Consider the following 22333-nt stretch of genomic DNA (forward strand, 5'->3'; position numbering starts at 1 on the left):
TCAACTGCCCTCTTGGCTGTCGAATTCGAGATTGTCGATCAGGCGCGTCAATCCCAGACGCGCCGCGATCAGCGCCACCCGTGCGCTGGTGCGCGCACGCGCCAGCCGGCCGAGTTCGGCCGAACGGATTTCGGCGTAGTCGACCTCGAAACCCTGCGCCTCCAGCCGCGCGAAGGCCTCGTGCTCGATGCGCTCGACCGGCGTGCCGGCCAGATAGGCGTCGCGCATGAAACAGAGGGTGCGGTAGACCTCGGCCGCGGTGACGCGTTCGGCATCGGTCAGGTATTGGTTGCGCGAGCTCATCGCCAGCCCCGAGGCTTCGCGCAGGGTAGGCGCCGGCACGATCTCGACCGGGAAGCTCATTTCGGCCGCCATGTAGCGGATGACCTGCAGCTGCTGGTAGTCCTTGCGGCCGAACACCGCGAGATCCGGCTGCACCATGTTGAACAGTCGCGCCACCACCGTGGCCACGCCGTTGAAGTGGCCGGGCCGGTAGGCGCCGCAGAGGATGTCGGTGATGCCGGGCACGTGCATCTGCACGGTGTTCTTGGCGCCGAACGGATACATCACGTCCGCGGTCGGCAGGAACGCCGCGTCGCAGCCATGCGCCTGCAGGCCGCCGCAGTCGCGCTGCTCGCTGCGCGGATAGCGCGCGTAATCCTCGTTCGGACCGAACTGGGTGGGATTGACGAAGATGCTGGCCACCACCTTATCGGCGCGCTGCCTGGCCAGTTCGACCAGGGCGAAATGGCCGGCGTGCAGGTTGCCCATGGTCGGCACGAAGCCGATGCGCTGGCCCTCGGCCTTCCATTCGTTGATTTGCCGCCGCAGCTCGGCGAGTCCGGTGAAGACGTGCATCAGGCGTATCCGTGTTCGGGCGCGGGGAAGGCGCCGGATTTGACCTCGTCAACGTAAGCGCGGAACGCGGCCTCCACCGAATCGCGGCCTTTCAGGAAGTCCTTGACGAAGCGCGGCCGACGGTGGCCGGAGTTGATGCCGAGCGCGTCGTGGCAGACCAGGATCTGGCCGTCGCAGTCCGGACCGGCCCCGATGCCGATGGTGGGGATGCCGACCGCGCCGGTGATGTCGGCGGCCAGCGTCGAGGGCACGCATTCCAGCACGAGCAGCTGCGCGCCGGCGGCCTCGACCGCCCGCGCCTGCGCCAGCAGCGCCTTGGCGGCGTCGGCGTCGCGGCCCTGGACCCTGAAGCCGCCCAGTTTAAGCACCGATTGCGGGGTCAGTCCCAGATGTGCGCAGACCGGGATCTCGCGCTCGCTCAAATACCCGATGGCGTCCAGCACGATACCGGCGCCCTCGAGCTTGACCATGCTGGCCAGACCCTCGGCCAGCAGCGCCGTGGCGGCGTCGAGCGCGCGTTCGGGGCCGGCGTAGGTCTGGAACGGCATGTCGGCGATCAGCAGCGCCGAGCGCAGGCCCTTGGCCACGCAGCGGCTGTGGTACACCATGTCCTCGAGCGTGACCGAGACGGTGTTGGCGCCGCCCTGCACAACCATGCCCAGCGAATCGCCGACCAGCACGGCGTCGATGCCGGCATGGTCCATGGCGCGCGCGAAGCTGGCGTCGTAGGCGGTCAGCGCGGCGATGCGTTCGCCACGTTGCTTCATCTGGCGCAGGGCGGGCACGGTGATCGGCGCGCGGAGCGGCGCATCGGCGTCATTGGCGTACATGGTCGATTCCTTCGGCGAGTCGTTCGATCGGCTGTTTGGGCAGGGCCGCGAGCAGCTCCATTAAAGCACCTTGGCCGGGAACTGTCAGGTCGGGCGCGAGTTCGGCCAAGGGCACCAGCACGAACGCGCGTTGGGCCATGCGCGGATGCGGCACCTGCAGGCCCTCGGCCTCGATGCGGCGTTCACCGTACAGCAGGATGTCGCAATCCAGCGTGCGTGGCCCCCAGCGAGTTTCCTGCGCTCTGTCGCGGCCATGCCGGCGTTCGATGTCCAGCAATTCATGCAACAGCACGCCCGGCGGCAAGGCGGTGTCGAGCTCGAGCACGGCGTTCAGGTAATCGGGTTGTTCCACCCCGCCCCAGGCCGGCGTGCGATAGACGCCGGACACAGCGCAGAGACGGCTGCGCGGCAGTTTCGCGATGGCCTGCGCGGCACTGCGCAGGATGGCGGCGGTGTCGCCTTGGTTGCCGCCGAGGCCGATGAAGACGCGTGCGGACACGGCAATCAGCCGGCGGGCCGCGGCCTGCTGCGCCGACGGCGGCGTTTCGGCGGCTGCGCGGCGCTTTCGCCGCTGCCGGCCGGGGCATGCGCCGGGATGATTTCCGCCAGCTGTTCGGGCGCCAAGGCCTGCGCCTGCTCCCAGAACCGCAGCTCCTCGGCCAATTCCGGCACGCCATGCGCGCGCAGCGACAGGAAATCGAAGGCGGCGCGGAAGCGCGGATGCGCCAGCAGGCGGAACACCCGCTTGCGCGTGCGCTGTCCGAAACGCGACTGCAGCTGCCAGATTTCCTGCATCGGCAGCGAGAACCGGCGCGGAATGGCCACGCGCTCGGTCTGGCGCAGGGTGACGCGGTCGGCGGCGCGCTGCTGCGCCACCGCCAGCTCGGCGCCGGAGGCCTGCAATACCGCGACCTCGCGGCAATAGGCCGGCCACAGCAGACAGGCGAACAGGAAGCCCGGCGCCACCGTCTTGTCGGCGCGCACGCGCTCGTCGGTGTTGCGCAGCGCCTGCATCAGCATGGCGCGCAGGGCGCCGCTGCGGTTGGTCTTGAGCGCCTTGGCGGCGTCCGGGAACAGCACGTCGAGCAGACCGAACTGCTCCAGCAGCAGGAAGCTCGGCACCGCGCTGCCGGCCAGGAAGATCTTCAGCACCTCGTCGAACAGGCGCGCCGAGGACGCGCCGGCCAGCAGCGGCGCCATGGCCGGAATCGGCGCGGCGGCCTCGGGGTGGATCGAGAAGCCGAGCTTGGCCGCCAGGCGCACCGCGCGCAGCATGCGCACCGGATCCTCGCGGTAACGGGTTTCCGGATCACCGATCAGCTTCAGCACGCGGTCCTTGACGTCGCGGTAGCCGCCGACGATGTCGCGCACGCTGAAATCCTCGACCGTGTAATACAGGGCGTTGGCGGTGAAGTCGCGGCGGAACGCGTCCTCCTCCAGGGTGCCGTAGACGTTGTCCCGGATCAGCCGGCCTTCCTCGTGCACTTCGCGGTCGGCGGCGGCGGTGTCGTCGTCGCCGGAGGCGCGGAACGTGGCGACCTCGATGATCTCGGAGCCGAACATCACGTGCGCCAGCCGGAAGCGGCGGCCGATCAGGCGGCAGTTGCGGAACTGGGCGCGCACCTGTTCCGGGGTGGCGTTGGTGGCGACGTCGAAGTCCTTCGGGTGGCCGCCGGTCAGCAGGTCGCGCACGGCGCCGCCGACGATGTAGGCCTTGAAGCCGGCGTCGCGTAGCTTGTACAGCACGCGCAGGGCGTTCGGGCTGATGTCCTTGCGGGAGATGCCGTGGTCGGCGCGGGCGATGACGGTGCCGTGGCCCGCCTCCTGGGGTTCGCTCATAAGCTTCCTAAATGCAGTAAAATGTCCACGTCCAAGCCCCGTGGCCAAGCCGTATTTTACGGGGTTTACCGCCCTTTAGGTGATTTATGCCCTTTGTCGTTACCGAAAACTGCATCCGCTGCAAATACACCGACTGCGTCGAGGTCTGCCCGGTCGACTGCTTCCACGAAGGTCCGAACTTCCTGGTGATCGATCCGGTCGAGTGCATCGACTGCACCCTGTGCGAACCGGAATGCCCGGCCAAGGCCATCTTCCCCGAGGACGACGTGCCGGCCGGCCAGGAGCATTTCGTGGCGCTGAACGCCGAGCTGTCTGCACAATGGCCGGTCATCACCACCCGCAAAGAGCCGCTGGCGGAAGCGGCCGAATGGGACGGCAAACCGGACAAGCTGCAATACCTGCAACGCTGAGTCCGGAACCGCCGCGACAAAAAAGAGCGCCCCATGGGCGCTCTTTTCCGTTCAACACCGGGAAACTTACAGCTTGGCTTTCAGCAGACCGAGCAGCTGGCCGGCGGCGGCGCTTTCGCTGGCCGCACCGTCGACACCGACCGCGATGATGCGGGAGCCGGCGCCGTTGGCCTGCACCGAAACCAGGAAAGTCTCGCCGGCGAAACGCACTTCGTAGCTGGCGATGCTTTCGGCCCGGCTCAGGATCTCGGCGCCCTCGACGGCGGCGAGCGCGTCGCCGGCACGCTTCCAGACCGAGGCGACATCGCCGCCGACATCGACGCTGCGCACCGATTCGACGCGCACGGCATTGGCGCCGATCAGGCTCTTGGCCGGGATGCGCATGGCGTCGCGGTCGCTCGGGCGGCTCAGGTCGGCCGGCACCGTGATCGGCTTGGCCAATTCGGCGCCCTCGTAATCCGGCTTGCTCTTGAACCAGCCGCAGCCGCCGACGGTGAGCGTCAGCAACAGCATGGGCAGGCCACATTTCGACATCAGGGACATACGGTTTCCTCGGATCAGATCGATTGTTCGACAGTGTTGCACAATTCCGCCATGCGCAACGCCTCGGCGCGGTGCGGCTCGGACAGCGGCAGCAACGGCAGGCGCAGGTCTTGGCCGTAGCCCAGCAGGCGCATCAGGGCCTTGACCGGCACCGGATTGGGTTCGACGCCGAGGAAGTCGTACAGGCCGCGCAGACGCGCGTCCAGCACCTGGGCGCCGGCCAGGTTGTCGTCACGCAACAGCCGGCAGATGGCGGCGAAAGTCGCCGGCACCACGTTCGAGGCCACCGAAATCACGCCGTGCGCGCCGCCGGCCATGGCACGCACGAAAGTCGGATCGTCGCCGCTGAGCAGGGAAAAATCCGGTCCGGCCAGCGGATACAGCGCAGCCCAGCGGCCTTCGTCGCCCACCGCTTCCTTCAAGCCGATGATATTGGCATGCGGGCGCAGCGCGGCCACGGTGTCCGGTTGCATGTCGCAGCCGGTGCGGCCGGGCACGTTGTACAGCACCACCGGGATGCCCGCGGCATCGGCCACGGCACGGTAGTGCGCAATCAGGCCGGCTTGGGTTGGCCGCACGTACGGCGGCGTCACCACCAAGGCAATATCGGCACCGCTGTCCTGCGCCAGTTTGGTCTGGGCGATGGTCTTGGCGGTGGAAGACAGGCCGCTACCGGCCAGCACCGGAATCCGCTTGCCGACGCAGGCGGCCGCGGTTTCAATGAGTTGCGCGTATTCGGCGTCGCTCAGCGCGGCGGCTTCGCCGGTGGAACCGGCGACCACCACGGCCGCGGTGCCGGCCTCGATCTGGCGTTCGATCTGGGCCCGCCAGGCGGCCAGATCAGGCCGGCCGTCGGCGTCGAACGGGGTGGTGAGTGCGGTGATGCTGCCGTGTAACTGCACGCGGAAGGCTCCTGGATTGCGGTCGAAAATGGCACTTGCCGGCAAGCCGGCGAAACTCTATTCTGTGAGCACCATTCTGACACAGATTCCCGTGTCCCAGGAACGCGCATTGAACGACACCGAAACGCAAGCGCCGGCCTCCGGCAACCACCTGCTGATAAGCGCCTACAGCACCTATCCGCACTCGCCCCTGCTCATGGTTTCGCGCCGGATTTCCGAGTCCGGCTGCAACCTGCTCGACACCCGCCTGTCCACCGTCGGCCGTGACGTCTCGCTGGTCGCGCTGGCGGCCGGCAGCTGGGACGCCATCGTCAAGCTCGAGGCCCTGCTCGGCAAGCTCGAACGCGAGGACCGCATCCGCATCGCGTTCTACCGCACCGGCCCGAAACCGATGCAGTCGAACCTGCTGCCGTATCTGGTGGAAGTGGTGGCCGCCGACAAGCCGGGCATCCTGTTCCAGCTGGCCGACTTCTTCGACCGCCAGGGCATCACCATCGAGAACATGCAGAGCAACGGCTACCAGGCCATGCACACCGGCGCCTCGATGTTCACCGCCCAACTCACCATCGGCATCCCCGCCAGCATGCACATCGCGGCGCTGCGCGACGACTTCATGGAGTTCTGCGACCACCTGAACCTGGACGCCATCATGGACCCGATGAAATATTGAAAAATCCCCCGGCCAAGGAAAACGCCAATGACACGCAGCAAGCGCATCTACGTCCTGGACACCAACGTCCTGATGCACGATCCGACCGCGTTGTTCAAGTTCGAAGAGCATGACGTTTTCATCCCGATGATGGTGCTGGAGGAGCTGGACAACGGCAAGAAAGGCCACTCCGAATCCTCCCGCAACGCCCGCCAGGTCAGCCGCTTCATCAACGAGCTGATCGAAGCCCACGGCAACCGCGACATCGCCGAGGGCATTGCGCTGGTGCAGCCCAAGGGCCTGAACCTGCGCGCCGCCGACAGCGTCGGCCGCCTGCTGTTCCAGCTGAAACCGACCGAATCCGGCAAACGCTTCGGCACCGTGATGCCGGACAACCTGATCCTCGGCGCCATCCTGCAGCTGAAGGAGGACCACCCGGAGACGCCGGTGGTACTGGTTTCGAAGGACATCAACCTGCGCATCAAGGCCTCGATCTGCGGCGTGCTGGCCGAGGACTACGAGAACGACCGCGCCATCGACGACTTCAACCTGCTGTTCACCGGCGTCAAGGAGCTGCAAGCGGACTTCTGGGAGCGCCACCAGGGCAACCTGCGCTCCTGGACCGACAAGGGCCGCACCTTCTACGAGATCCGACGCGCGCGCGACGACGACTGGTACCTGAACCAGTTCCTGTACATGCCGGGCGAGGACGAGGTCGAGATGCGGGTGGTGAAGATCGACGGTGAACGCGTGGTATTGCAGATCGTCGACGACTTCCGCACGCCGCAGCATCAGGTCTGGGGCATCAACGCCCGCAACCGCGAGCAGAACTTCGCGCTGAACGCGCTGATGGATCCGGACATCGACCTGGTCACCCTGCTCGGCACCGCCGGCACCGGCAAGACTCTGCTGGCGCTGGCCGCCGGTCTGGCGCAGACCATGGACGTGCAACGCTACCGCGAGATCATCATGACCCGCGCCACCGTTTCGGTCGGCGAGGACATCGGCTTCCTGCCCGGCACCGAGGAGGAGAAGATGACGCCCTGGATGGGCGCGCTGACCGACAACCTGGAAGTGCTGACCAGCACCCACGACCACAACTCCTGGGGCCGCGGCGCCACCAACGACCTGCTGGCCTCGCGCATCAAGATCCGCGCCATGAACTTCATGCGCGGCCGCACCTTCCTGACCCGCTGGCTGATCGTGGACGAGGCGCAGAACCTGACGCCCAAGCAGATGAAGACGCTGATCACCCGCGCCGGCCCGGGCACCAAGATCATCTGCATGGGCAACGTCGAGCAGATCGACACGCCGTATCTGACCGAGACCACCTCCGGCCTGACCTACGCGGTGGACCGCTTCAAGACCTGGACGCACTCGGCGCACATCACCCTGCGCCGCGGCGAACGCTCGCGCCTGGCCGATTACGCCTCCGAGGTGCTGTAAGCCATGGCGCGCGCGCCCTCGGTGCTCACCATCGCCGGTTCCGATTCCGGCGGCGGCGCCGGCATCCAGGCCGACCTGAAGACCTTCGCGGCGCACGGCGTGCACGGGCTGTCGGCCATCGCCGCGCTGACCGCGCAGAATACCCGCGGCGTGCAGGCGGTACACGTGCCGCCGGTGGCGTTCCTGAAAGCGCAGCTGGATTCGGCGTTCGCCGACTTCGACGTGCGCGCGGTCAAGATCGGCATGCTGGCCAACGCCAAAGTCGTCGACACGGTGGCCGACGCGCTGGAAATCCACCAACCGAAGCATGTGGTGCTCGATCCGGTGATGGTGTCCAGCTCCGGCCACACTTTGCTGGAAACCCGCGCCATCCGCCGCTTGGTAGACCGCCTGCTGCCGCTGGCCACGGTCATCACGCCGAACATCGACGAAGCCGTGCTGCTGCTAGACCACACCATCGACAGCGATGAAGAGGCCGAAGCCGCCTTGGTGGAACTGCTGGCGTTGGGCGCGAAGGCGGTGCTGCTGAAAGGCGGCCATCTGCGCGGCAAGACCGTGATCGACCGGCTCGACACCGGCAAGGCGCTGTACGAATTCGAACACCCGCGCCTGAAGGTTTCCGGACACGGCACCGGCTGCACGCTGTCCTCGGCCATCGCGGCCAATCTGGCCTTGAAGAAATCGCTACCGGACGCCTGCGAGGCGGCAGGGGATTACGTGTTCGATGCGCTCAAGGCGGCCTACAAGCCCGGCAAGGCCGCATTATCGGTGCTGCGACACATCAACGCCTGAGCATCACGGCAGACCACATGAAAAAAGCGCGCCGAGGCGCGCTTTTTTCGTTTCCGGCGGAAGAGAACTTACGCCTTGATGTGCTTGATGATGGCCTGCGCGAAGGTCTGCGTGGAGCCGGTGCCGCCCAGATCGGGGGTCAGGCTGTCCTTATCGTTCATGGTGTCGACGATGGCCTGCTTCAGGCGCTTGGCGGCGTCCACCTGGCCGATGTGCTCCAGCATCTGCACCGCGCCCAGCAGCAGCGCGCACGGATTGGCGACGCCCTTGCCGGCGATGTCCGGGGCCGAGCCGTGCACGGCCTCGAAAATGGCGCAGTCCTTGCCGATGTTGGCGCCCGGGGCCAGGCCCAGGCCGCCGACCAGACCGGCACACAGGTCGGAGATGATGTCGCCGAACAGGTTGGTGGTCACGATCACGTCGAACTGCTCGGGACGCATCACCAGCTGCATGCAGGTGTTGTCCACGATCATCTCGTTGCATTCGATGTCCGGGTACTGGGCGGCCACTTCGCGCGCCACCTTCAGGAACAGGCCCGAGGTCGACTTCAGGATGTTGGCCTTGTGCACGATGGTGACCTTCTTGCGGCCGATGGCGCGGGCCATGTCGAAGGCGTAGCGCACGATGCGCTCGGAGCCCTTGCGGGTGATCTTCTGGGTCAGCAGCGCGGTCTCGCCGTCTTCCGACAGGCTCTGGCCTTCGCCGATGTAGGCGCCTTCGGTGTTCTCGCGCACGGTGATCAGGTCGATGCCGCTGTAGCGCGACTTGGTGTTCGGGAAGCTGATGGCCGGACGCACGTTGGCGTACAGGTCGAACTTGCGGCGCAGGGCCACGTTGATCGAGGCGAAACCTTCGCCGACCGGGGTGGTCAGCGGGCTCTTCAGCGCCACTTTGTGCTGGGCGATCGCGGCCAGGGTCGCTTCCGGCAGCAGTTCGCCGGTCTTCTCATAGGCGCTCAGGCCGGCGTCGACGAAGTCGTACTCCAAACCGACGTTGAGGGCGTTCAGCACCTCGAGGGTGGCGTCCATGATTTCCGGGCCAATGCCATCGCCCCGGATGACAGCGATCGTCTGCGACATGTGTATTCACCAATATTCAGCGGATGAGGGGCATTATTATACCCCATCCGGCCGGCTCTCCGCCCCAACGGCGGCTAAACCGAAGGCAACTGCGGCCAAGCCGCGCGCATCGGAATCAATCGTGTTTGTGCTCGGGCACCGCGGCGTGGATGCCCTGGCCTTCCAGCTGGTCGAGGAAGTCGACGCCCCGGCGCAGATGCGGGATGACGATCGAGCCGCCGACCACCAGCGCCACCGAAAACGCCTCGAAGAATTCGTCGCGGTTGACGCCTGCTTCCTTGCATTGGGCGATGTGGTAGCTGATGCAGTCGTCGCAGCGCAGCACCATCGACGCCACCAGGCCGAGCAACTCCTTGGTCTTCAGGCTCAGCGCGCCGTCCTTGTAGGTCTGGGTGTCGAGCGCGAAGAAACGGCGCACCACCTGGTTGTCCTCGGACAGGATGCGCTCGTTCATGCGCTGGCGGAATTCGGTGAAGGCTTTGACGCGGTCGGACTCGCTCATGGGTTCTGCTCCAAAAGTGGGATGAATCGGCCGGCGCGGTCGAGCGCCACCAGGTCGTCGAAGCCGCCGACATGGGTGCCGTTGACGAAGATCTGCGGTACCGAGGTGCGCTGGGCCTTGGCCAGCATCTCGGCACGGGCGGCCGGATCGAGGTCGATGCGGACCTCGTGCCAGTCCAGGCCTTTGGCCTTCAGGAAGTTCTTGGCCGCGACGCAATACGGGCAGATCGCGGTGCTGTAGATCAGGATGTCGGCCATGGCGGGTTCAGGGGATTGTCGGGAACTCTGCGGTACACTCAGGGTCTTAGTGTACGTGAACCCCGGTGCAGAACGCATGAACGCCAGCTATCCCCGCACCACCCTGCTCGGCCTGACGGTCGCCGCCGGGCTGCTGGCCGCCGTGCCGGCCGCGGCGCAGGAAACCGCCCTGCCCGAACTCGGCTCCTCGGCCGGCGAACTGATCACCCCGCAGCAGGAAGCCCAATACGGCGCTTACACCCTGTACCAGCTGCGGCAGATGAACCTGCTGCTGGAGGATCCGCTGGTCGAGGCCTGGCTGCAGACCATGGGCCACCGGCTGGGCGCCTCCTCCGACAATCCGAAACAGCCGTATACCTTCTTCATGTTGCGCGAGCGCCAGATCAACGCCTTCGCCACGCTCGGCGGCTACATCGGCATGAACAGCGGCCTGGTGCTGACCGCCCGCAGCGAAGACGAAGTCGCCGGCGTGCTCGGCCATGAGATCTCGCATGTGACCCAGCGCCACGTGGTGCGCTCGGTCGAACGCGCCAAGAAGGAACAGATCCCGATTATGCTGGCCGCGCTCGGCATGGTCATCGCCGCGCAATCGGCCGGCGGCGACAGCGCTTCCAGCGATGACGCCACCATGGCCGCCGTGGTCGGATCGCAGGCGCTGATGATGCAGCGCCAAATCGACTACACCCGCGCCAACGAATCCGAGGCCGACCGCATCGGCATCCAGACCCTGAACCGGGCCGGCTACGACGTCGACGCCTTGGGCGATTTCTTCGCCCGCATGGAAAGCGCCGGCCGCGCCAACTCCGGCGGCTATACCGCACCGGACTACCTGCGCACGCACCCGGTGACCGCCACCCGCATCAGCGAGGCCCGCGACCGGGCGCAGAAGATCAAGCAGGAAACCTCCACGCCGAGCGTGGGCACCCGCGCCGGCAACAACCCGTTGCTGCCCGATTTCGCCCAGGCCCACGCCGCTCGCCCGGGCGAAGGCATCGGCCGCGACTTCCCCTGGGTCAAGGAGCGCCTGCGCGTGCTGTCGGCGGCCAGTCCGGGCGCGGCGATCACCGAATACCGGCGCGGCGTGGACGGCTTCGAAAGCCAGCCGACGGATGCCCAGAAATACGGACTGGCGTTGGCCTACATCGGCCATCGGCAAGGCGGCGCGGCCGAAGCCCTGCTCGGCCCGTTGTATACGGCGCATCCGGACAACCTGTATATCGCGCTGGCGCGCGCGGAGGCGGCCCAGGTGTCGGCCAATCCGGCCCTGGCGCAGACCCGCTACGAACAGCTGATGCGGCACTATCCGGGCAACCGCGCGGTGATCCTGTCGTACGCCGGCTTCCTGCTCGAGCAGGACGACGCGGCGCAGGCGCGGCGGGCGCAGGACGTGCTGCGCCGGCTGGCGGCCGGCACCGGCGAGGACGTGGTGTTCCAGCGCACCATGGCGCGCGCCTACGAACTCTCCGGCAACCGTCTGCGCGCGGCAGAGGTCTATGCCGAGGTGTCTTTCCTCAACGGCCGGGTCGATGACGCCATCGGCCAGCTGGCCGCGTTGCTGAAGAACGACGAGCTCGATTATTACCAACGGGCCCGGATCGAGGCGCGCATCGCCGAGTTCACGCCGATTTCGCTGGAGCTGAAACGCCAGGGCATCAAGCCGGAGCAGCAAGGCGGCTGACACATCCGGATGACGCCCGGATGACAGGCCGTCATATTACAGTCATAATCATCCGATTAAATACCTTATCTTCCTGGACTAAGGTTTTGATGTGCAAGCCCATATCCTGATCGTCGAAGACGAGCCGGCCATCCGCGACATGATCGCCTACGCCCTGCGCACGCAATCCTACCAGCCGGTCTGCGCGCAAGACGGCAAGGAGGCTCTGCAGGCCGTGGCCGAACGCATCCCCGACCTGATCCTGCTCGACTGGATGCTGCCGGGCACCACCGGCATCGAGCTGGTCCGGCGCTTCCGCAAGGAAGCCAACACCCGCAACGTGCCGATCATCATGCTGACCGCCAAGGGCGAGGAAAGCGACCGCATCGCCGGTTTCGACAGCGGCGCCGACGATTACGTGGTCAAGCCGTTCTCGGCCCGGGAACTGCTGGCGCGCATCAAGGCCGTGCTGCGCCGGAGCCGGGAGACCGAGGACGACGGTTCGATCGAGATCGGCGCGTTGCGCCTGGACGGCCGCCAGCAGAAACTGCTGGTGCACGGCCAAAGCGTGCACGTGGGCCCCACCGAATACCGGTTGCTGCACTTCTTCATGAGCCACGCCGGGCGCGTGTACACCCGCAACCAGCTGTTGGATTTCGTCTGGGGCGGCGGCAGCGAGATCGAGGACCGCACCGTCGACGTGCACGTGCGCCGCCTGCGCAAGGTGCTGGAACCGTTCCGGCTGGAGTCGATGATCGAGACCGTGCGCGGCTCCGGCTACCGCTTCGCGGATACGGGCCTGAAAGCCTGAGCATGCCGAAGGCGACCCTGACCGCACTGGCCTGGCGGCAGAGCTGGATCCTCTGGGCGTTCACCTATGCCTTCGGTTTGGCCGCCGGCTATTGGTTCGGCGCCTGGGCCGGCCTGTGGGCCGCGTTCACCGCCATCACCGTGCTGCAGATCGTCCGCGCCTACGCCAAGCTCGGCCGCATCCTGAACCAGCTCGAATCGCGCGTCATCAACCCGCGGCCGGAAGGCTTGGGCGTCTGGGGCGCGCTGGAAATCCTGATCTTCAAGAAGAACCAGGAGCACCGGCACCGCATCGCGCGGCTGGTGCAGATGCTGCGCGGCTACCGGCTGGCGGCCGGTGCCATGCCCGAGGGCGCGCTGGTGGTCAGCCGCGAAACCGGCTACCTGGTGTGGTCGAACAAGACCGCCAAGCGCATGCTCGGCCTCTCGCCCGGCGACGAGGACAGCAACCTGTTCCGCCTGTTCGATGCCCCGATCAAGGACTGGTTCACCGCCGGTGACGCCGAAAAACCGCTGCTGAACGTGTCCTCGCCGGCCGAGGCCGGCGCCTTTCTGGACCTGTTCCTGCTGCCGTACACGCCGCAGAACAGCCTGCTGATCCTGCGCGATTCGACCAAGATGCGCCGGCTGGAGCAGATGCGCAGCGATTTCGTGGCCAACGTCTCGCACGAACTGCGCACGCCGCTGACGGTGATCCACGGCTATCTGGAACTGATCGAACAGCAGGAGAATCCGGAACTGGCGACCATCATCCAGGAGATGCAGAAGCAGTCGAGCCGGATGAACCATCTGGTCGAGGATCTGCTGAACCTGTCGCGGCTGGAATCGGAGAGCTCGCTGCCGGAAGAACCGATCAGCACCGATTCGCTGATGAAGACGCTGTTGCAGGAAGCCGCCGCGCTCAGCCAAGGCCGGCATCAAGTGCAGGCCGTCGGCGATTTCCACGGGCAGCTGCTGGGCGCGCCGAAGGAGATCCACAGCGCCTTCTCCAACCTGGTCTCGAACGCCGTGCGCTACACCCCGACCGGCGGCGGCATCCGTCTCGGCTTCGAGCGCAACGCCGCCGGCGGGCTGGACTTCTTCGTCAGCGACACCGGCTTCGGCATCCCGGCCGACCAGATCGGCCGCCTGACCGAACGCTTCTACCGGGTCTCGGCCAGCCGATCGCGCGAACTCGGCGGCACCGGCCTCGGGCTGTCGATCTGCAAGCACGTGCTCAACCTGCACCAGGCCGAGCTGCTGATCGAGAGCACTCCCGGAAAAGGCAGCACCTTCCGCTGCCGCTTCCCCGGGGCGCGCCTGGCTTAACCGCGCTTTCGGCATCTGCTATCCTTGTCGAAAAGGCTTCTTCCATGACCGATTCCACGCCCCTGCCCGCTCCGGAGCTGTTCCTGAACCGGGAGCTGTCGCAGCTCGAGTTCAATTTCCGGGTGTTGGCGCAGGCCCGCGACGAAGGCATTCCGCTGCTGGAACGCCTGAAATACCTGTGCATCTCCTGCACCAACCTCGACGAGTTCTTCGAGATCCGCGCCGCCACGGTGAAGACCGCGATGCAGTACAAGGCGCCGCTGCTGCCGGACAACATGGATCCGCAGCTGGCGTTGGAGAAGATCTACGCGCTGTCCAACAGGCTGGTGCAGGAGCAGTACGCGCTGTGGAACGACGTGCTGCGCCCCGAGCTGGCGCAGGCCGGCGTGCGCATCTCCAAGCAGGACACCTGGAGTCCGGCGCAGAAGCGTTGGCTGCACAACTACTTCCGCAACGAGATCCTGCCGGTGCTGTCGCCGCTGGCGCTGGATCCGGCGCATCCGTTCCCGCAGATCCTCAACAAGAGCCTGAACGTCGCGGTCATCCTGCAGGGCAAGGACGCCTTCGGCCGCCACGGCGGCATCGCCATCGTGCGCGCGCCGCGTTCGTTGCCGCGCATCATCCAGATTCCCGAAAGCGTGTCCGGCGGCAAGGACGACTACGTGTTCCTGTCGGCGATCCTGACCGAATTCGTCGGCGACCTGTTCCCCGGCATGAAGGTCAAGGGCGCCTGGCAGTTCCGCGTCACCCGCAACTCCGAGCTGTTCGTCGACGAGGAAGAGGTGGAGAACCTGGCCAGCGCGCTGAAGGACGAACTGCACGCGCGCGGCTACAACCCGGCGGTGCGCCTGGAAATCGCCAAGGATTGCCCCGACCGCATCGTCGAAATCCTGCTGGAGAACTTCAACCTGTCGGAAAAGGCGCTGTTCCGCATCAACGGCCCGGTGAACCTGAACCGCGTGGCGCAGGTATACGACATGGCCAAGCGCCCTGACCTGAAGTTCCCTAACTTCAAGCAGGGCAAGGCCGAGATGGACGAGGAGGATCCGTTCGGCAGCATCCGCGAAGGCGATATCCTGGTGCACCACCCGTACCAGAGCTTCAACGCCGTGCTCGACGTGCTGCAGCACGCCGCCAACGACCCGCATGTGCTGGCCATCAAACAGACGCTGTACCGCACCGGACGCGACTCCAAGATCATCGAGCACCTGATCACCGCCGCGCACAACGGCAAGGACGTTTCGGTGGTGGTCGAGCTGCGCGCCCGCTTCGACGAAGAGGCCAACCTCAGCCTGGCCAACCGGCTGCAGGAGGCCGGCGTGCAGGTCATCTACGGCGTGGTCGGCTTCAAGACCCACGCCAAGATGATGCTGATCGTGCGCCGCGAAGGCAAGGTGCTGCGCCGCTACGCGCACCTGGGCACCGGCAACTACCACGCCGGCACCGCCAAGGTGTACACCGACATCGGCCTGCTGACCTGCCATCCGGGCATCACCCAGGACGTGCATTCGATCTTCCAGCAGCTCTCGGGCCTGGGCAAGACCATCAAGCTCAAGCACCTGCTGACCTCGCCGTTCACGCTGCACGCCGGTCTGCTGAAGAAGATCCAGCGCGAGGCCAAGCTGGCGCGCGAGGGCAAGAAGGCGCACATCATCGCCAAGATGAACGCGATCAACGAGCCGGACGTGATCAAGGCGCTGTACGCCGCCTCGCAGGACGGCGTCAGGATCGAGCTTATCGTGCGCGGCGCCTGCTGCCTGCGCCCGGGCGTGCCGGGCCTGTCCGAGAACATCACCGTGCGCGCGCTGGTCGGCCGCTTCCTCGAGCACAGCCGCGTGTACTGGTTCGGCAACAACGGCAAATCCGAGATCTACTGCTCCAGCGCCGACTGGCTGGAACGCAACCTGCTGCGCCGGGTGGAGACCTGCTTCCCGGTGCTGGAGCCGGAACTGGCCGCGCGCGTGTTCAAGGAAGAGCTGGAATACTACCTGCGCGACAACGCCCAGGCCTGGCGCCTGCTGTCCGACGGCAGCTACGAGAAGATCGCGCCGGCCGACGGCGAGGCGCCGTTCTCCGCCCAGGCCCACCTGCTGGCCAAACTATGCCGAAAACGCTGACCGCCGCGACGCCGCTACAGCTCAAGGACGGCGACCTGGTCGCCGCCGTCGACCTGGGCTCGAACAGTTTCCACATGGTGGTGGCGCGCCACGTGCTGGGCCAGCTGCGCATCATCGACCGCATCAAGGAACACGTGCAGCTGGCCGACGGACTGGACGCCGAAAAGCGCCTGAGCGACGCCGCCGCCAAGCGCGCGCTCGACTGCCTGGCGCTGTTCGGGCAACGCCTGGCCTATGTGCGGCCCGGCAACGTGCGCGTGGTCGCCACCAACACCATCCGCACCATGGTCGATCCGGCCGCCTTCCTCGAGCGCGCGGAAGCCGCGCTCGGCCACCGCATCGACGTCATCGCCGGACGCGAGGAGGCGCGGCTGATCTACCTCGGCGTCGCGCATGACAAGCCGCCGCGCAAAGGCAAGCGCCTGGTCATCGACATCGGCGGCGGCTCGACCGAATTCGTCATCGGCAAGGGCTTTGCCGTCATCGAGCGCGAAAGCCTGCAGATCGGCTGCATCGCCAACATCAAGCGCTTCTTCCCGGACGGCAAGCTGACGCCGAAGCAGTGGCACAAAGCCAAGACCCAGATCGGCGTCGACATGCAGCCGTTCATGGAGAGCTTCCGCAGGCATGGCTGGAAGGAAGTGTACGGCGCGTCCGGCACCATCAAGGCGCTGTCGGACATGGCCAAGGTCCGCGGCCTGTCGGACGGCACACTGAACCTGAAGATCCTGCAGCTGCTGCGCCAGGAGCTAATCGGCTTCGGGCTCATCAACGCCATCCGCTGGCCGCAGATCTCGGCCTCGCGCCGCAAATCCATCGCCGGCGGCCTGCTGGCGCTGGAGGCGGCGTTCGAGGCCCTGGGCATCGAAAGCCTGCAGACCAGCGACTACGCGCTGCGCGAGGGCGCCCTGTTCGACATCCTCGGCCGCAACCGCGAGCATGACCCGCGTCTGGACTCGGTCAAGGCGCTGCAGGAACGCTATTCGATCGACGTGCGCCAGGCCGAACGGGTCGAGGCCTACGCGGTCGCCCTGTTCGACCAGGTGCGCAAATATTGGGGGCTGTCGGCCGCCGACCGCGAGGCCCTGGCCTGGGCCTGCCGCCTGCACGAAATCGGCCTGACCGTGGCGCACAGCCAGCACCACCACCACGGCGCGTATCTGGTGGCGAACTCGGACATCTCCGGCTTCTCGCGCACCGAGCAGCACCTGATCTCGGTGCTGATCCGCAACCAGCGCCGCGGCATCCACTTCAAGAGCCTGATGACGCTGAGCGAAGCGCGTGCGGTCGACGCCCTGCGCTGCATCCTGCTGCTGCGGCTGGCGGTGCTGTTCTACCGCAGCCACTCCGATGAGAAGATCCCGAAGCCGAAGCTGAAGGTCGAACGCAGTCGGCTGTCGCTGGTGCTGTCGAAACGCTGGTTGGAACGGCATCCGCTGACGCGCTCCGACCTTGAGAGCGAACGCGCCTACCTCAAGGCCGCCGGCGTCGGCCTGGCAATCGTCGAGAAATGACATGAACTACCTGCACGGATTCCATGCCGGCAACCACGCCGACGTGCTCAAGCACACGGTGCTGATCCATCTGCTGAAGCGCCTGAAGGCCAAAGACAAACCGTTCTTCGTGCTTGATACCCACGCCGGGCGCGGCCGCTACCTGATCCAGGGCGAACAGGCGCGCAAGACCGACGAGGCCCAGGGCGGCGTGTTCCGCATGATCACCCTGCGCAAGCTGCCGGCGCCGCTGGCGGCTTATCTGGAACAGGTCGAACGCGACAATCCGGTCGGCGCGCTGGTCAGCTACCCGGGTTCACCGCTGATCGCCGCGCAGCAGATGCGCGCCGAAGACCGGCTGGTGTGCGTGGAGGCGCAGAAGGGCGAGGCCGACGCGCTGAAGTCGCTGTTCGCGCACGACGGCCGCGTGCAGGTACTGGCCGGCGACGGCTACGCCGCGGTCAAGGCCCAGTTGCCGCCGAAGGAACGCCGCGGCCTGGTGCTGATCGACCCGCCCTACGAGGCGCAGGAGCAGGAATACGGCCTGATCCTGCAGGCCCTGAATGACGGCTTGGCGCGCTGGCCGACCGGCATCTATGCGGTCTGGTACCCGATCAAACAGCGCGCCGCGCTCAAGCCGTTCCTGCGCAGGGCGGCACAACTGCCCTGCAAGTCGGCCTTGGTGCTGGAGTTGCTGGTACGGCCGGACAACTCGCCGCTGCGGATGAACGGCAGCGGCATGCTGATCCTCAATGCGCCGTTCCGGATGGACGCCGAACTGGGCTCCTCGCTGTCGAAACTGGTCGAACTGCTCGACGACGGCGGCGCCAGCCACCGCGTCGAATGGCTGAAAAACGCGGACTGAACGCCGCGGACTGCTAAAATAGGCGGATGGATTCCGCCTTGCTGCCGAAAGCAGCGTCCCCGCACAAAATCACCGCGCTGCAGGTTCCGGCCAACGGCGCCGCTCTGGCGTACGCCCTGCTGCGCCACGCGCGCGCGGCCGACACGCTGCAGCTGGTGGTGACCCCCGACAGTTTCGGCGCGCAGCAGCTGGAGCAGGATTTGCGCGCGTTCCGGCCGGAGCTGCCGATCCTGCACTTCCCGGATTGGGAAACGCTGGTGTACGACCAGTTCAGCCCGCATCCGGACTTGGTCTCGCAGCGCATCGATTGCCTGTACCGCCTGCCGGGAAGCCGCCGCGGCGTCTTGGTGGTGCCGGTCAGCAGCCTGATGCAGCGCATCGCGCCGGCCGAGTGGATCGCCGCGCAGGTGCTTGACCTGGCCGTCGGCCAGCGCCTGGATCTGGGCGAGGAACGCCTGCGCCTGCAGCGCTTCGGCTACCGGCATGTGCCGCGGGTGATGGACGCCGGCGACTTCTCGATCCGCGGCGCCATCCTCGACCTGTTCCCCAGCGGCGCCGAGCAGCCGATCCGGATCGAGCTGCTGGACGACAGCATCGATTCGCTGCGTCTGTTCGACCCGGAAACCCAGCGCTCCGGCGAAAGCCGGACGCGGTTCAAGCTGCTGCCGGCGCGCGAGTTCCCGCTCGACGCCGACAGCTGCAAACGCGCCCGCGGCGAACTGTTGGAACGCTTCGACATCAATCCGCGCACCTGCGGCCTGTACGCCGACCTCAAGGAAGGCGTGGCGCCGGCCGGCATCGAGTACTACCTGCCGCTGTTCTTCGAACACACCGGCACCCTCGCCGACTACCTGCCCGGCGGCGTCGACATCCTGCTGGCGCCGAACGCGCTGGACGCCGCCGACCACTTCTGGCAGCAGGTGCGCGAACGCCACGAGCAGCGTCGGCACGACATCGAGCGTCCGATCCTGGCGCCGGACGAGCTGTACATCGCACCGGACGAACTGCGCGCGCGCCTGAACCGCGGCCATCGTTACGAATTCCGCCAGGACGGCGGCGAGCTGGCCGTGCAGCCGCTGGACGTGGGACCGGCACCGGCCTGCGCCTGGCAGGACGGCCAATCGGCCGCAGGCGACGCGTTGCGCACGTTCCTGCAGGCCTATCCCGGGCGGGTGATCCTGGCCGCCGACAGCGCCGGGCGGCGGGAAGCGCTGAAGGACCTGGTCAAGGGCGCCGGTATCGAAACGCAGGTGGCGGCCGACTGGCCGGCCGCGCTCGCCGCCGCCGCGCCGGGTACGCTGACCTTGGCGGCGGCCGGCTTCAGCGACGGCTTCAGCCTGCGCGAACCAGCCTTGGCGGTGCTGACCGAACGCCAGCTGTTCCCCGAGCGCGCCAGCCAGAGCCGCCGCCGCAAAAGCGCGGCGAAGAGCCCGGAAGCGATCCTGCGCGACCTGAACGAAATCAGCATCGGCTCGCCGATCGTGCACGAAGACCATGGCGTCGGCCGCTACCAGGGCCTGATCAGCCTCGAGGCCGGCGGCAGCGTCGGCGAATTCCTCAGCATCGAATATGCCAAGGGCGACAAGCTGTACGTGCCGGTGGCGCAGCTGCATCTGGTGTCGCGCTATTCCGGCGCCGACGCCGATCACGCGCCGCTGCACAGCCTGGGCGGCGAAGCCTGGGAAAAGGCCAAGCGCCGCGCCGCCGACAAGGTGCGCGACGTGGCCGCCGAACTGCTCGAGATCCAGGCCAAGCGCCAGGCGCAGAGCGGCTTCGGACTGGCGCTGGACCGGCCGCTGTACGAACGCTTCGCGGCCGCCTTCCCGTTCGAGGAGACACCCGACCAGCAGCAGGCGATCGAGGCCGTGCTGGCCGACATGGCGCAGAACAATCCGATGGACCGCGTGGTCTGCGGCGATGTCGGCTTCGGCAAGACCGAAGTCGCGCTGCGCGCCGCGTTCGTGGCGGCCATGGCCGGCAAGCAGGTGGCGGTGCTGGTGCCGACCACGCTGCTGGCCGAACAGCATTTCCGAAATTTCAGCGACCGCTTCGCCGACTGGCCGATCAAGGTCGAGGTGCTGTCGCGCTTCAAGAGCGTGAAAGAGGTGAAGCAGGCGCTCGAGCTGCTGGCGCTCGGCAAGATCGACGTCATCATCGGCACCCACCGCCTGCTGCAGAAGGACGTCGCCTTCGACGACCTCGGCCTGGTGATCGTGGACGAGGAGCAGCGCTTCGGCGTGCGCCACAAGGAGGCGCTGAAGGCGCTGAAGGCCAACGTGCACCTGCTGACGCTGACCGCCACGCCGATCCCGCGCACGCTCAACATGGCGATGAGCGGCCTGCGCCAGCTGTCGATCATCGGCACGCCGCCGGCGCACCGCACGGCGGTGAAGACCTTCATCTGCCCGTGGGACGACGCCACCCTGCTGGAGGCCTGCCAGCGCGAACTGGCGCGCGGCGGCCAGATCTATTTCCTGCACAACGACATCGACACCATCGAGAAGACCGCGCGCGAGCTGGGCGTGCTGGTGCCGGACGCGCGCATCCGGGTGGCGCACGGCCAGATGCCGGAACGCCAGCTGGAACAGGTGATGCTGGATTTCCACAAGCAGCGCTTCAACATCCTGGTGTCGACCACCATCATCGAGTCCGGCATCGATATCCCGAGCGCGAACACCATCATCATCAACCGCGCCGACCGCTTCGGCCTGGCGCAGCTGCACCAGCTGCGCGGCCGCGTCGGGCGCAGCCACCACCGCGCCTACGCCTACCTGATCGTGCCGGACATGAAGCGGCTGACCGCCGACGCGCGCAAGCGCCTGGACGCGCTGGCCTCGCTGGAAGAACTCGGCGCCGGTTTCACGCTATCGACCCACGACCTGGAGATCCGCGGCGCCGGCGAACTGCTCGGCGAAGGCCAATCCGGACAGATCGCCGAAATCGGCTTCGCCCTGTACGCGCAATATCTCGAACGCGCGGTGGCCTCGATCAAGGATGGCCGCATCCCGGACGTGTTCAATCCGGCCGCACGCGCGTCGGAAGTCAACCTGCACAGCCCGGCGCTGATTCCCGAGCACGTGATCGAGGACGTGCATACGCGCCTGACCCTGTACAAGCGCATCGCCTCGGCCGACAGCGACGACGCGCTGCGCGACCTGCAGGTGGAGATGATCGACCGCTTCGGCCTGCTGGAGCCGCCGACCCAACACCTGCTCGACTGCGCCGGGCTGCGCCTGCAGGCGCAGCGCCTGGGCATCGTCAAGATCGACCTGCACGACGGCGGCGGCAGCCTGCTGTTCAGCGCCAAGCCGGCGGTCGATCCGATGGCGGTGATCCGCCTGATCCAGCGCAACCCGAAAACCTACGCCATGCAGGGCCCGGAACGCCTGAAGATCAGCAACAAAACCGAAACCGGCGAGCAACGCGTGATGTTCCTGCGCGCCCTGCTCGCCCAGCTGGGTAGCGCAACATGACGCGCCGGCGGCTGGTTGCCGTGCTGGGCCTGTTGCTGTGCCTCGGCCCGCCGGCCGAGGCCGCCAAGCAGACCGTCATCCTGCTCCGCCACGGCGAAAAGGCCGCCACGCTCGGCCGCGATCCGGACCTCAGCCCGATGGGCGCGGCGCGCGCCGAACGCCTGTCGGCATTGGTGGCCAATGCGTTGCCGGCGGCGGTATATGCAAGCGAATTCCAGCGCACCCAGCAGACCGCACGGCCGTTGGCCTTGGCCGCCGGCGTGCCGATCCGCATGCTGCCGGCCGCGACCCGTGCGCAGGAATTGCTGTCGCGTCTGTGCGCGTTGCCGGACGGATCGACCGCAGCCGTAGTCGGCCACAGCAACACCGTGCCGGCGTTGGTGCAGGCCTGGAGCGGCGAGCCGGCCGAGGCCATCGCCGACGGCGACTACGGGCGGATCTATGTGGTCCGGCTGGAGAACTGCCGGGTCGCCGGTGTCAGCGTGTTGCGCTATTAAGTCACG

At 66.9% G+C, this 22333-nt stretch carries 21 protein-coding genes; 12 read left to right on the forward strand and 9 right to left on the reverse strand.

Annotated features, from left to right (window positions below):
- Genes panC through pcnB form a run of 4 tightly spaced genes read right to left on the reverse strand, consistent with a single transcriptional unit; the run spans position 1 to position 3527 of the window.
- Positions 1–861, reverse strand: a complete 861-nt coding sequence (gene panC / locus IEV56_RS00995) for a pantoate--beta-alanine ligase (protein ID WP_188447953.1) — start codon at positions 859–861, stop codon at positions 1–3.
- The gene (panB, locus tag IEV56_RS01000; RefSeq protein ID WP_188446813.1) at positions 858–1688 is read right to left on the reverse strand and encodes a 3-methyl-2-oxobutanoate hydroxymethyltransferase; all 831 of its coding nucleotides are present in this window, start codon (positions 1686–1688) and stop codon (positions 858–860) included. The genes panC and panB overlap by 4 nt, the downstream gene beginning before the upstream one ends.
- Entirely contained in the window at positions 1675–2187 is a 513-nt protein-coding gene (gene folK, locus IEV56_RS01005) for a 2-amino-4-hydroxy-6-hydroxymethyldihydropteridine diphosphokinase (protein ID WP_425488549.1), read from the reverse strand. The genes panB and folK overlap by 14 nt, the downstream gene beginning before the upstream one ends.
- A gap of 5 nt (positions 2188–2192) precedes the next feature.
- The gene (gene pcnB / locus IEV56_RS01010; RefSeq protein ID WP_188446815.1) at positions 2193–3527 is read right to left on the reverse strand and encodes a polynucleotide adenylyltransferase PcnB; all 1335 of its coding nucleotides are present in this window, start codon (positions 3525–3527) and stop codon (positions 2193–2195) included.
- An 86-nt stretch (positions 3528–3613) separates the two neighbouring features.
- On the opposite strand from pcnB, the gene fdxA reads away from it, so the two are divergent.
- A complete protein-coding gene (gene fdxA, locus IEV56_RS01015) occupies positions 3614–3937 on the forward strand; it encodes a ferredoxin FdxA (protein ID WP_188446817.1) in 324 nt (107 codons plus the stop codon).
- A 66-nt stretch (positions 3938–4003) separates the two neighbouring features.
- Here the strand turns inward: fdxA and IEV56_RS01020 are convergent, their stop codons facing one another.
- A complete protein-coding gene (locus IEV56_RS01020; RefSeq protein WP_188446819.1) occupies positions 4004–4480 on the reverse strand; it encodes a hypothetical protein in 477 nt (158 codons plus the stop codon).
- Positions 4481–4494: 14 nt separating this feature from the next.
- Complete coding sequence (gene dapA, locus IEV56_RS01025; protein ID WP_188446821.1) at positions 4495–5382, reverse strand: 4-hydroxy-tetrahydrodipicolinate synthase; 888 nt, start codon at positions 5380–5382, stop codon at positions 4495–4497.
- Between the two features lie 28 nt (positions 5383–5410).
- On the opposite strand from dapA, the gene IEV56_RS01030 reads away from it, so the two are divergent.
- From IEV56_RS01030 to thiD, 3 genes are read left to right on the forward strand one after another with little or no spacing between them, the layout of a single operon-like run.
- On the forward strand, positions 5411–6052 hold the full coding sequence (locus tag IEV56_RS01030) for a glycine cleavage system transcriptional repressor (protein WP_188446823.1): 642 nt from the start codon (positions 5411–5413) through the stop codon (positions 6050–6052).
- 27 nt (positions 6053–6079) lie between these two features.
- Positions 6080–7477, forward strand: coding sequence for a PhoH family protein (locus IEV56_RS01035; protein ID WP_188446825.1), 1398 nt, complete (start codon positions 6080–6082; stop codon positions 7475–7477).
- 3 nt (positions 7478–7480) lie between these two features.
- Positions 7481–8269, forward strand: coding sequence for a bifunctional hydroxymethylpyrimidine kinase/phosphomethylpyrimidine kinase (thiD, locus tag IEV56_RS01040; RefSeq protein ID WP_188446827.1), 789 nt, complete (start codon positions 7481–7483; stop codon positions 8267–8269).
- A gap of 68 nt (positions 8270–8337) precedes the next feature.
- Here the strand turns inward: thiD and IEV56_RS01045 are convergent, their stop codons facing one another.
- The 3 genes from IEV56_RS01045 to grxC all read right to left on the reverse strand — a co-directional run bounded on the left by IEV56_RS01045 (position 8338) and on the right by grxC (position 10107).
- The gene (locus IEV56_RS01045; RefSeq protein WP_188446829.1) at positions 8338–9348 is read right to left on the reverse strand and encodes an isocitrate dehydrogenase; all 1011 of its coding nucleotides are present in this window, start codon (positions 9346–9348) and stop codon (positions 8338–8340) included.
- Positions 9349–9463: 115 nt separating this feature from the next.
- Positions 9464–9850: a carboxymuconolactone decarboxylase family protein gene (locus IEV56_RS01050; RefSeq protein WP_188446831.1), complete on the reverse strand. Its 387-nt coding sequence runs from the start codon at positions 9848–9850 to the stop codon at positions 9464–9466.
- A complete protein-coding gene (gene grxC / locus IEV56_RS01055) occupies positions 9847–10107 on the reverse strand; it encodes a glutaredoxin 3 (protein ID WP_229730125.1) in 261 nt (86 codons plus the stop codon). Before grxC ends, IEV56_RS01050 begins: the two co-directional genes overlap by 4 nt.
- A 76-nt stretch (positions 10108–10183) precedes the next feature.
- Here grxC and IEV56_RS01060 point away from each other — a divergent pair, with 76 nt between their 5' ends.
- The 8 genes from IEV56_RS01060 to IEV56_RS01095 all read left to right on the forward strand — a co-directional run bounded on the left by IEV56_RS01060 (position 10184) and on the right by IEV56_RS01095 (position 22327).
- The gene (locus IEV56_RS01060) at positions 10184–11785 is read left to right on the forward strand and encodes a M48 family metalloprotease (protein ID WP_188446835.1); all 1602 of its coding nucleotides are present in this window, start codon (positions 10184–10186) and stop codon (positions 11783–11785) included.
- Positions 11786–11876: 91 nt separating this feature from the next.
- A complete protein-coding gene (gene phoB / locus IEV56_RS01065) occupies positions 11877–12575 on the forward strand; it encodes a phosphate regulon transcriptional regulator PhoB (protein WP_188446837.1) in 699 nt (232 codons plus the stop codon).
- Between the two features lie 2 nt (positions 12576–12577).
- Positions 12578–13882, forward strand: coding sequence for a phosphate regulon sensor histidine kinase PhoR (phoR, locus tag IEV56_RS01070; RefSeq protein WP_188446839.1), 1305 nt, complete (start codon positions 12578–12580; stop codon positions 13880–13882).
- A 44-nt stretch (positions 13883–13926) separates the two neighbouring features.
- On the forward strand, positions 13927–15999 hold the full coding sequence (gene ppk1 / locus IEV56_RS01075; RefSeq protein ID WP_188446841.1) for a polyphosphate kinase 1: 2073 nt from the start codon (positions 13927–13929) through the stop codon (positions 15997–15999).
- Positions 15996–17513 carry a Ppx/GppA phosphatase family protein gene (locus IEV56_RS01080; RefSeq protein WP_425488556.1) on the forward strand — a complete coding sequence of 506 codons (1518 nt, stop codon included), beginning with the start codon at positions 15996–15998 and terminating at the stop codon, positions 17511–17513. The genes ppk1 and IEV56_RS01080 overlap by 4 nt, the downstream gene beginning before the upstream one ends.
- Before the next feature lies 1 nt (position 17514).
- Positions 17515–18357 carry a 23S rRNA (adenine(2030)-N(6))-methyltransferase RlmJ gene (locus tag IEV56_RS01085; RefSeq protein WP_188446845.1) on the forward strand — a complete coding sequence of 281 codons (843 nt, stop codon included), beginning with the start codon at positions 17515–17517 and terminating at the stop codon, positions 18355–18357.
- A gap of 26 nt (positions 18358–18383) precedes the next feature.
- The gene (gene mfd / locus IEV56_RS01090) at positions 18384–21830 is read left to right on the forward strand and encodes a transcription-repair coupling factor (RefSeq protein ID WP_188446847.1); all 3447 of its coding nucleotides are present in this window, start codon (positions 18384–18386) and stop codon (positions 21828–21830) included.
- Positions 21827–22327, forward strand: coding sequence for a phosphoglycerate mutase family protein (locus tag IEV56_RS01095; protein ID WP_188446849.1), 501 nt, complete (start codon positions 21827–21829; stop codon positions 22325–22327). The genes mfd and IEV56_RS01095 overlap by 4 nt, the downstream gene beginning before the upstream one ends.
- Positions 22328–22333: the final 6 nt, after the last annotated feature.

Source organism: Arenimonas maotaiensis, assembly GCF_014638745.1.
GTDB classification, from domain to species: domain Bacteria; phylum Pseudomonadota; class Gammaproteobacteria; order Xanthomonadales; family Xanthomonadaceae; genus Arenimonas; species Arenimonas maotaiensis.

Bases quoted from the DNA above. Each gene is read 5' to 3' on its own strand.
- fdxA (WP_188446817.1), top strand. From the start codon at position 3,614: ATGCCCTTTGTCGTTACCGAAAACTGCATCCGCTGCAAATACACCGAC.
- IEV56_RS01060 (WP_188446835.1), top strand. From the start codon at position 10,184: ATGAACGCCAGCTATCCCCGCACCACCCTGCTCGGCCTGACGGTCGCC.
- IEV56_RS01030 (WP_188446823.1), top strand. From the start codon at position 5,411: ATGGCACTTGCCGGCAAGCCGGCGAAACTCTATTCTGTGAGCACCATT.
- IEV56_RS01095 (WP_188446849.1), top strand. From the start codon at position 21,827: ATGACGCGCCGGCGGCTGGTTGCCGTGCTGGGCCTGTTGCTGTGCCTC.
- thiD (WP_188446827.1), top strand. From the start codon at position 7,481: ATGGCGCGCGCGCCCTCGGTGCTCACCATCGCCGGTTCCGATTCCGGC.
- IEV56_RS01050 (WP_188446831.1), bottom strand. From the start codon at position 9,850: ATGAGCGAGTCCGACCGCGTCAAAGCCTTCACCGAATTCCGCCAGCGC.
- ppk1 (WP_188446841.1), top strand. From the start codon at position 13,927: ATGACCGATTCCACGCCCCTGCCCGCTCCGGAGCTGTTCCTGAACCGG.
- IEV56_RS01035 (WP_188446825.1), top strand. From the start codon at position 6,080: ATGACACGCAGCAAGCGCATCTACGTCCTGGACACCAACGTCCTGATG.
- panB (WP_188446813.1), bottom strand. From the start codon at position 1,688: ATGTACGCCAATGACGCCGATGCGCCGCTCCGCGCGCCGATCACCGTG.
- IEV56_RS01085 (WP_188446845.1), top strand. From the start codon at position 17,515: ATGAACTACCTGCACGGATTCCATGCCGGCAACCACGCCGACGTGCTC.
- phoR (WP_188446839.1), top strand. From the start codon at position 12,578: ATGCCGAAGGCGACCCTGACCGCACTGGCCTGGCGGCAGAGCTGGATC.
- pcnB (WP_188446815.1), bottom strand. From the start codon at position 3,527: ATGAGCGAACCCCAGGAGGCGGGCCACGGCACCGTCATCGCCCGCGCC.
- IEV56_RS01020 (WP_188446819.1), bottom strand. From the start codon at position 4,480: ATGTCCCTGATGTCGAAATGTGGCCTGCCCATGCTGTTGCTGACGCTC.
- mfd (WP_188446847.1), top strand. From the start codon at position 18,384: ATGGATTCCGCCTTGCTGCCGAAAGCAGCGTCCCCGCACAAAATCACC.
- IEV56_RS01045 (WP_188446829.1), bottom strand. From the start codon at position 9,348: ATGTCGCAGACGATCGCTGTCATCCGGGGCGATGGCATTGGCCCGGAA.
- grxC (WP_229730125.1), bottom strand. From the start codon at position 10,107: ATGGCCGACATCCTGATCTACAGCACCGCGATCTGCCCGTATTGCGTC.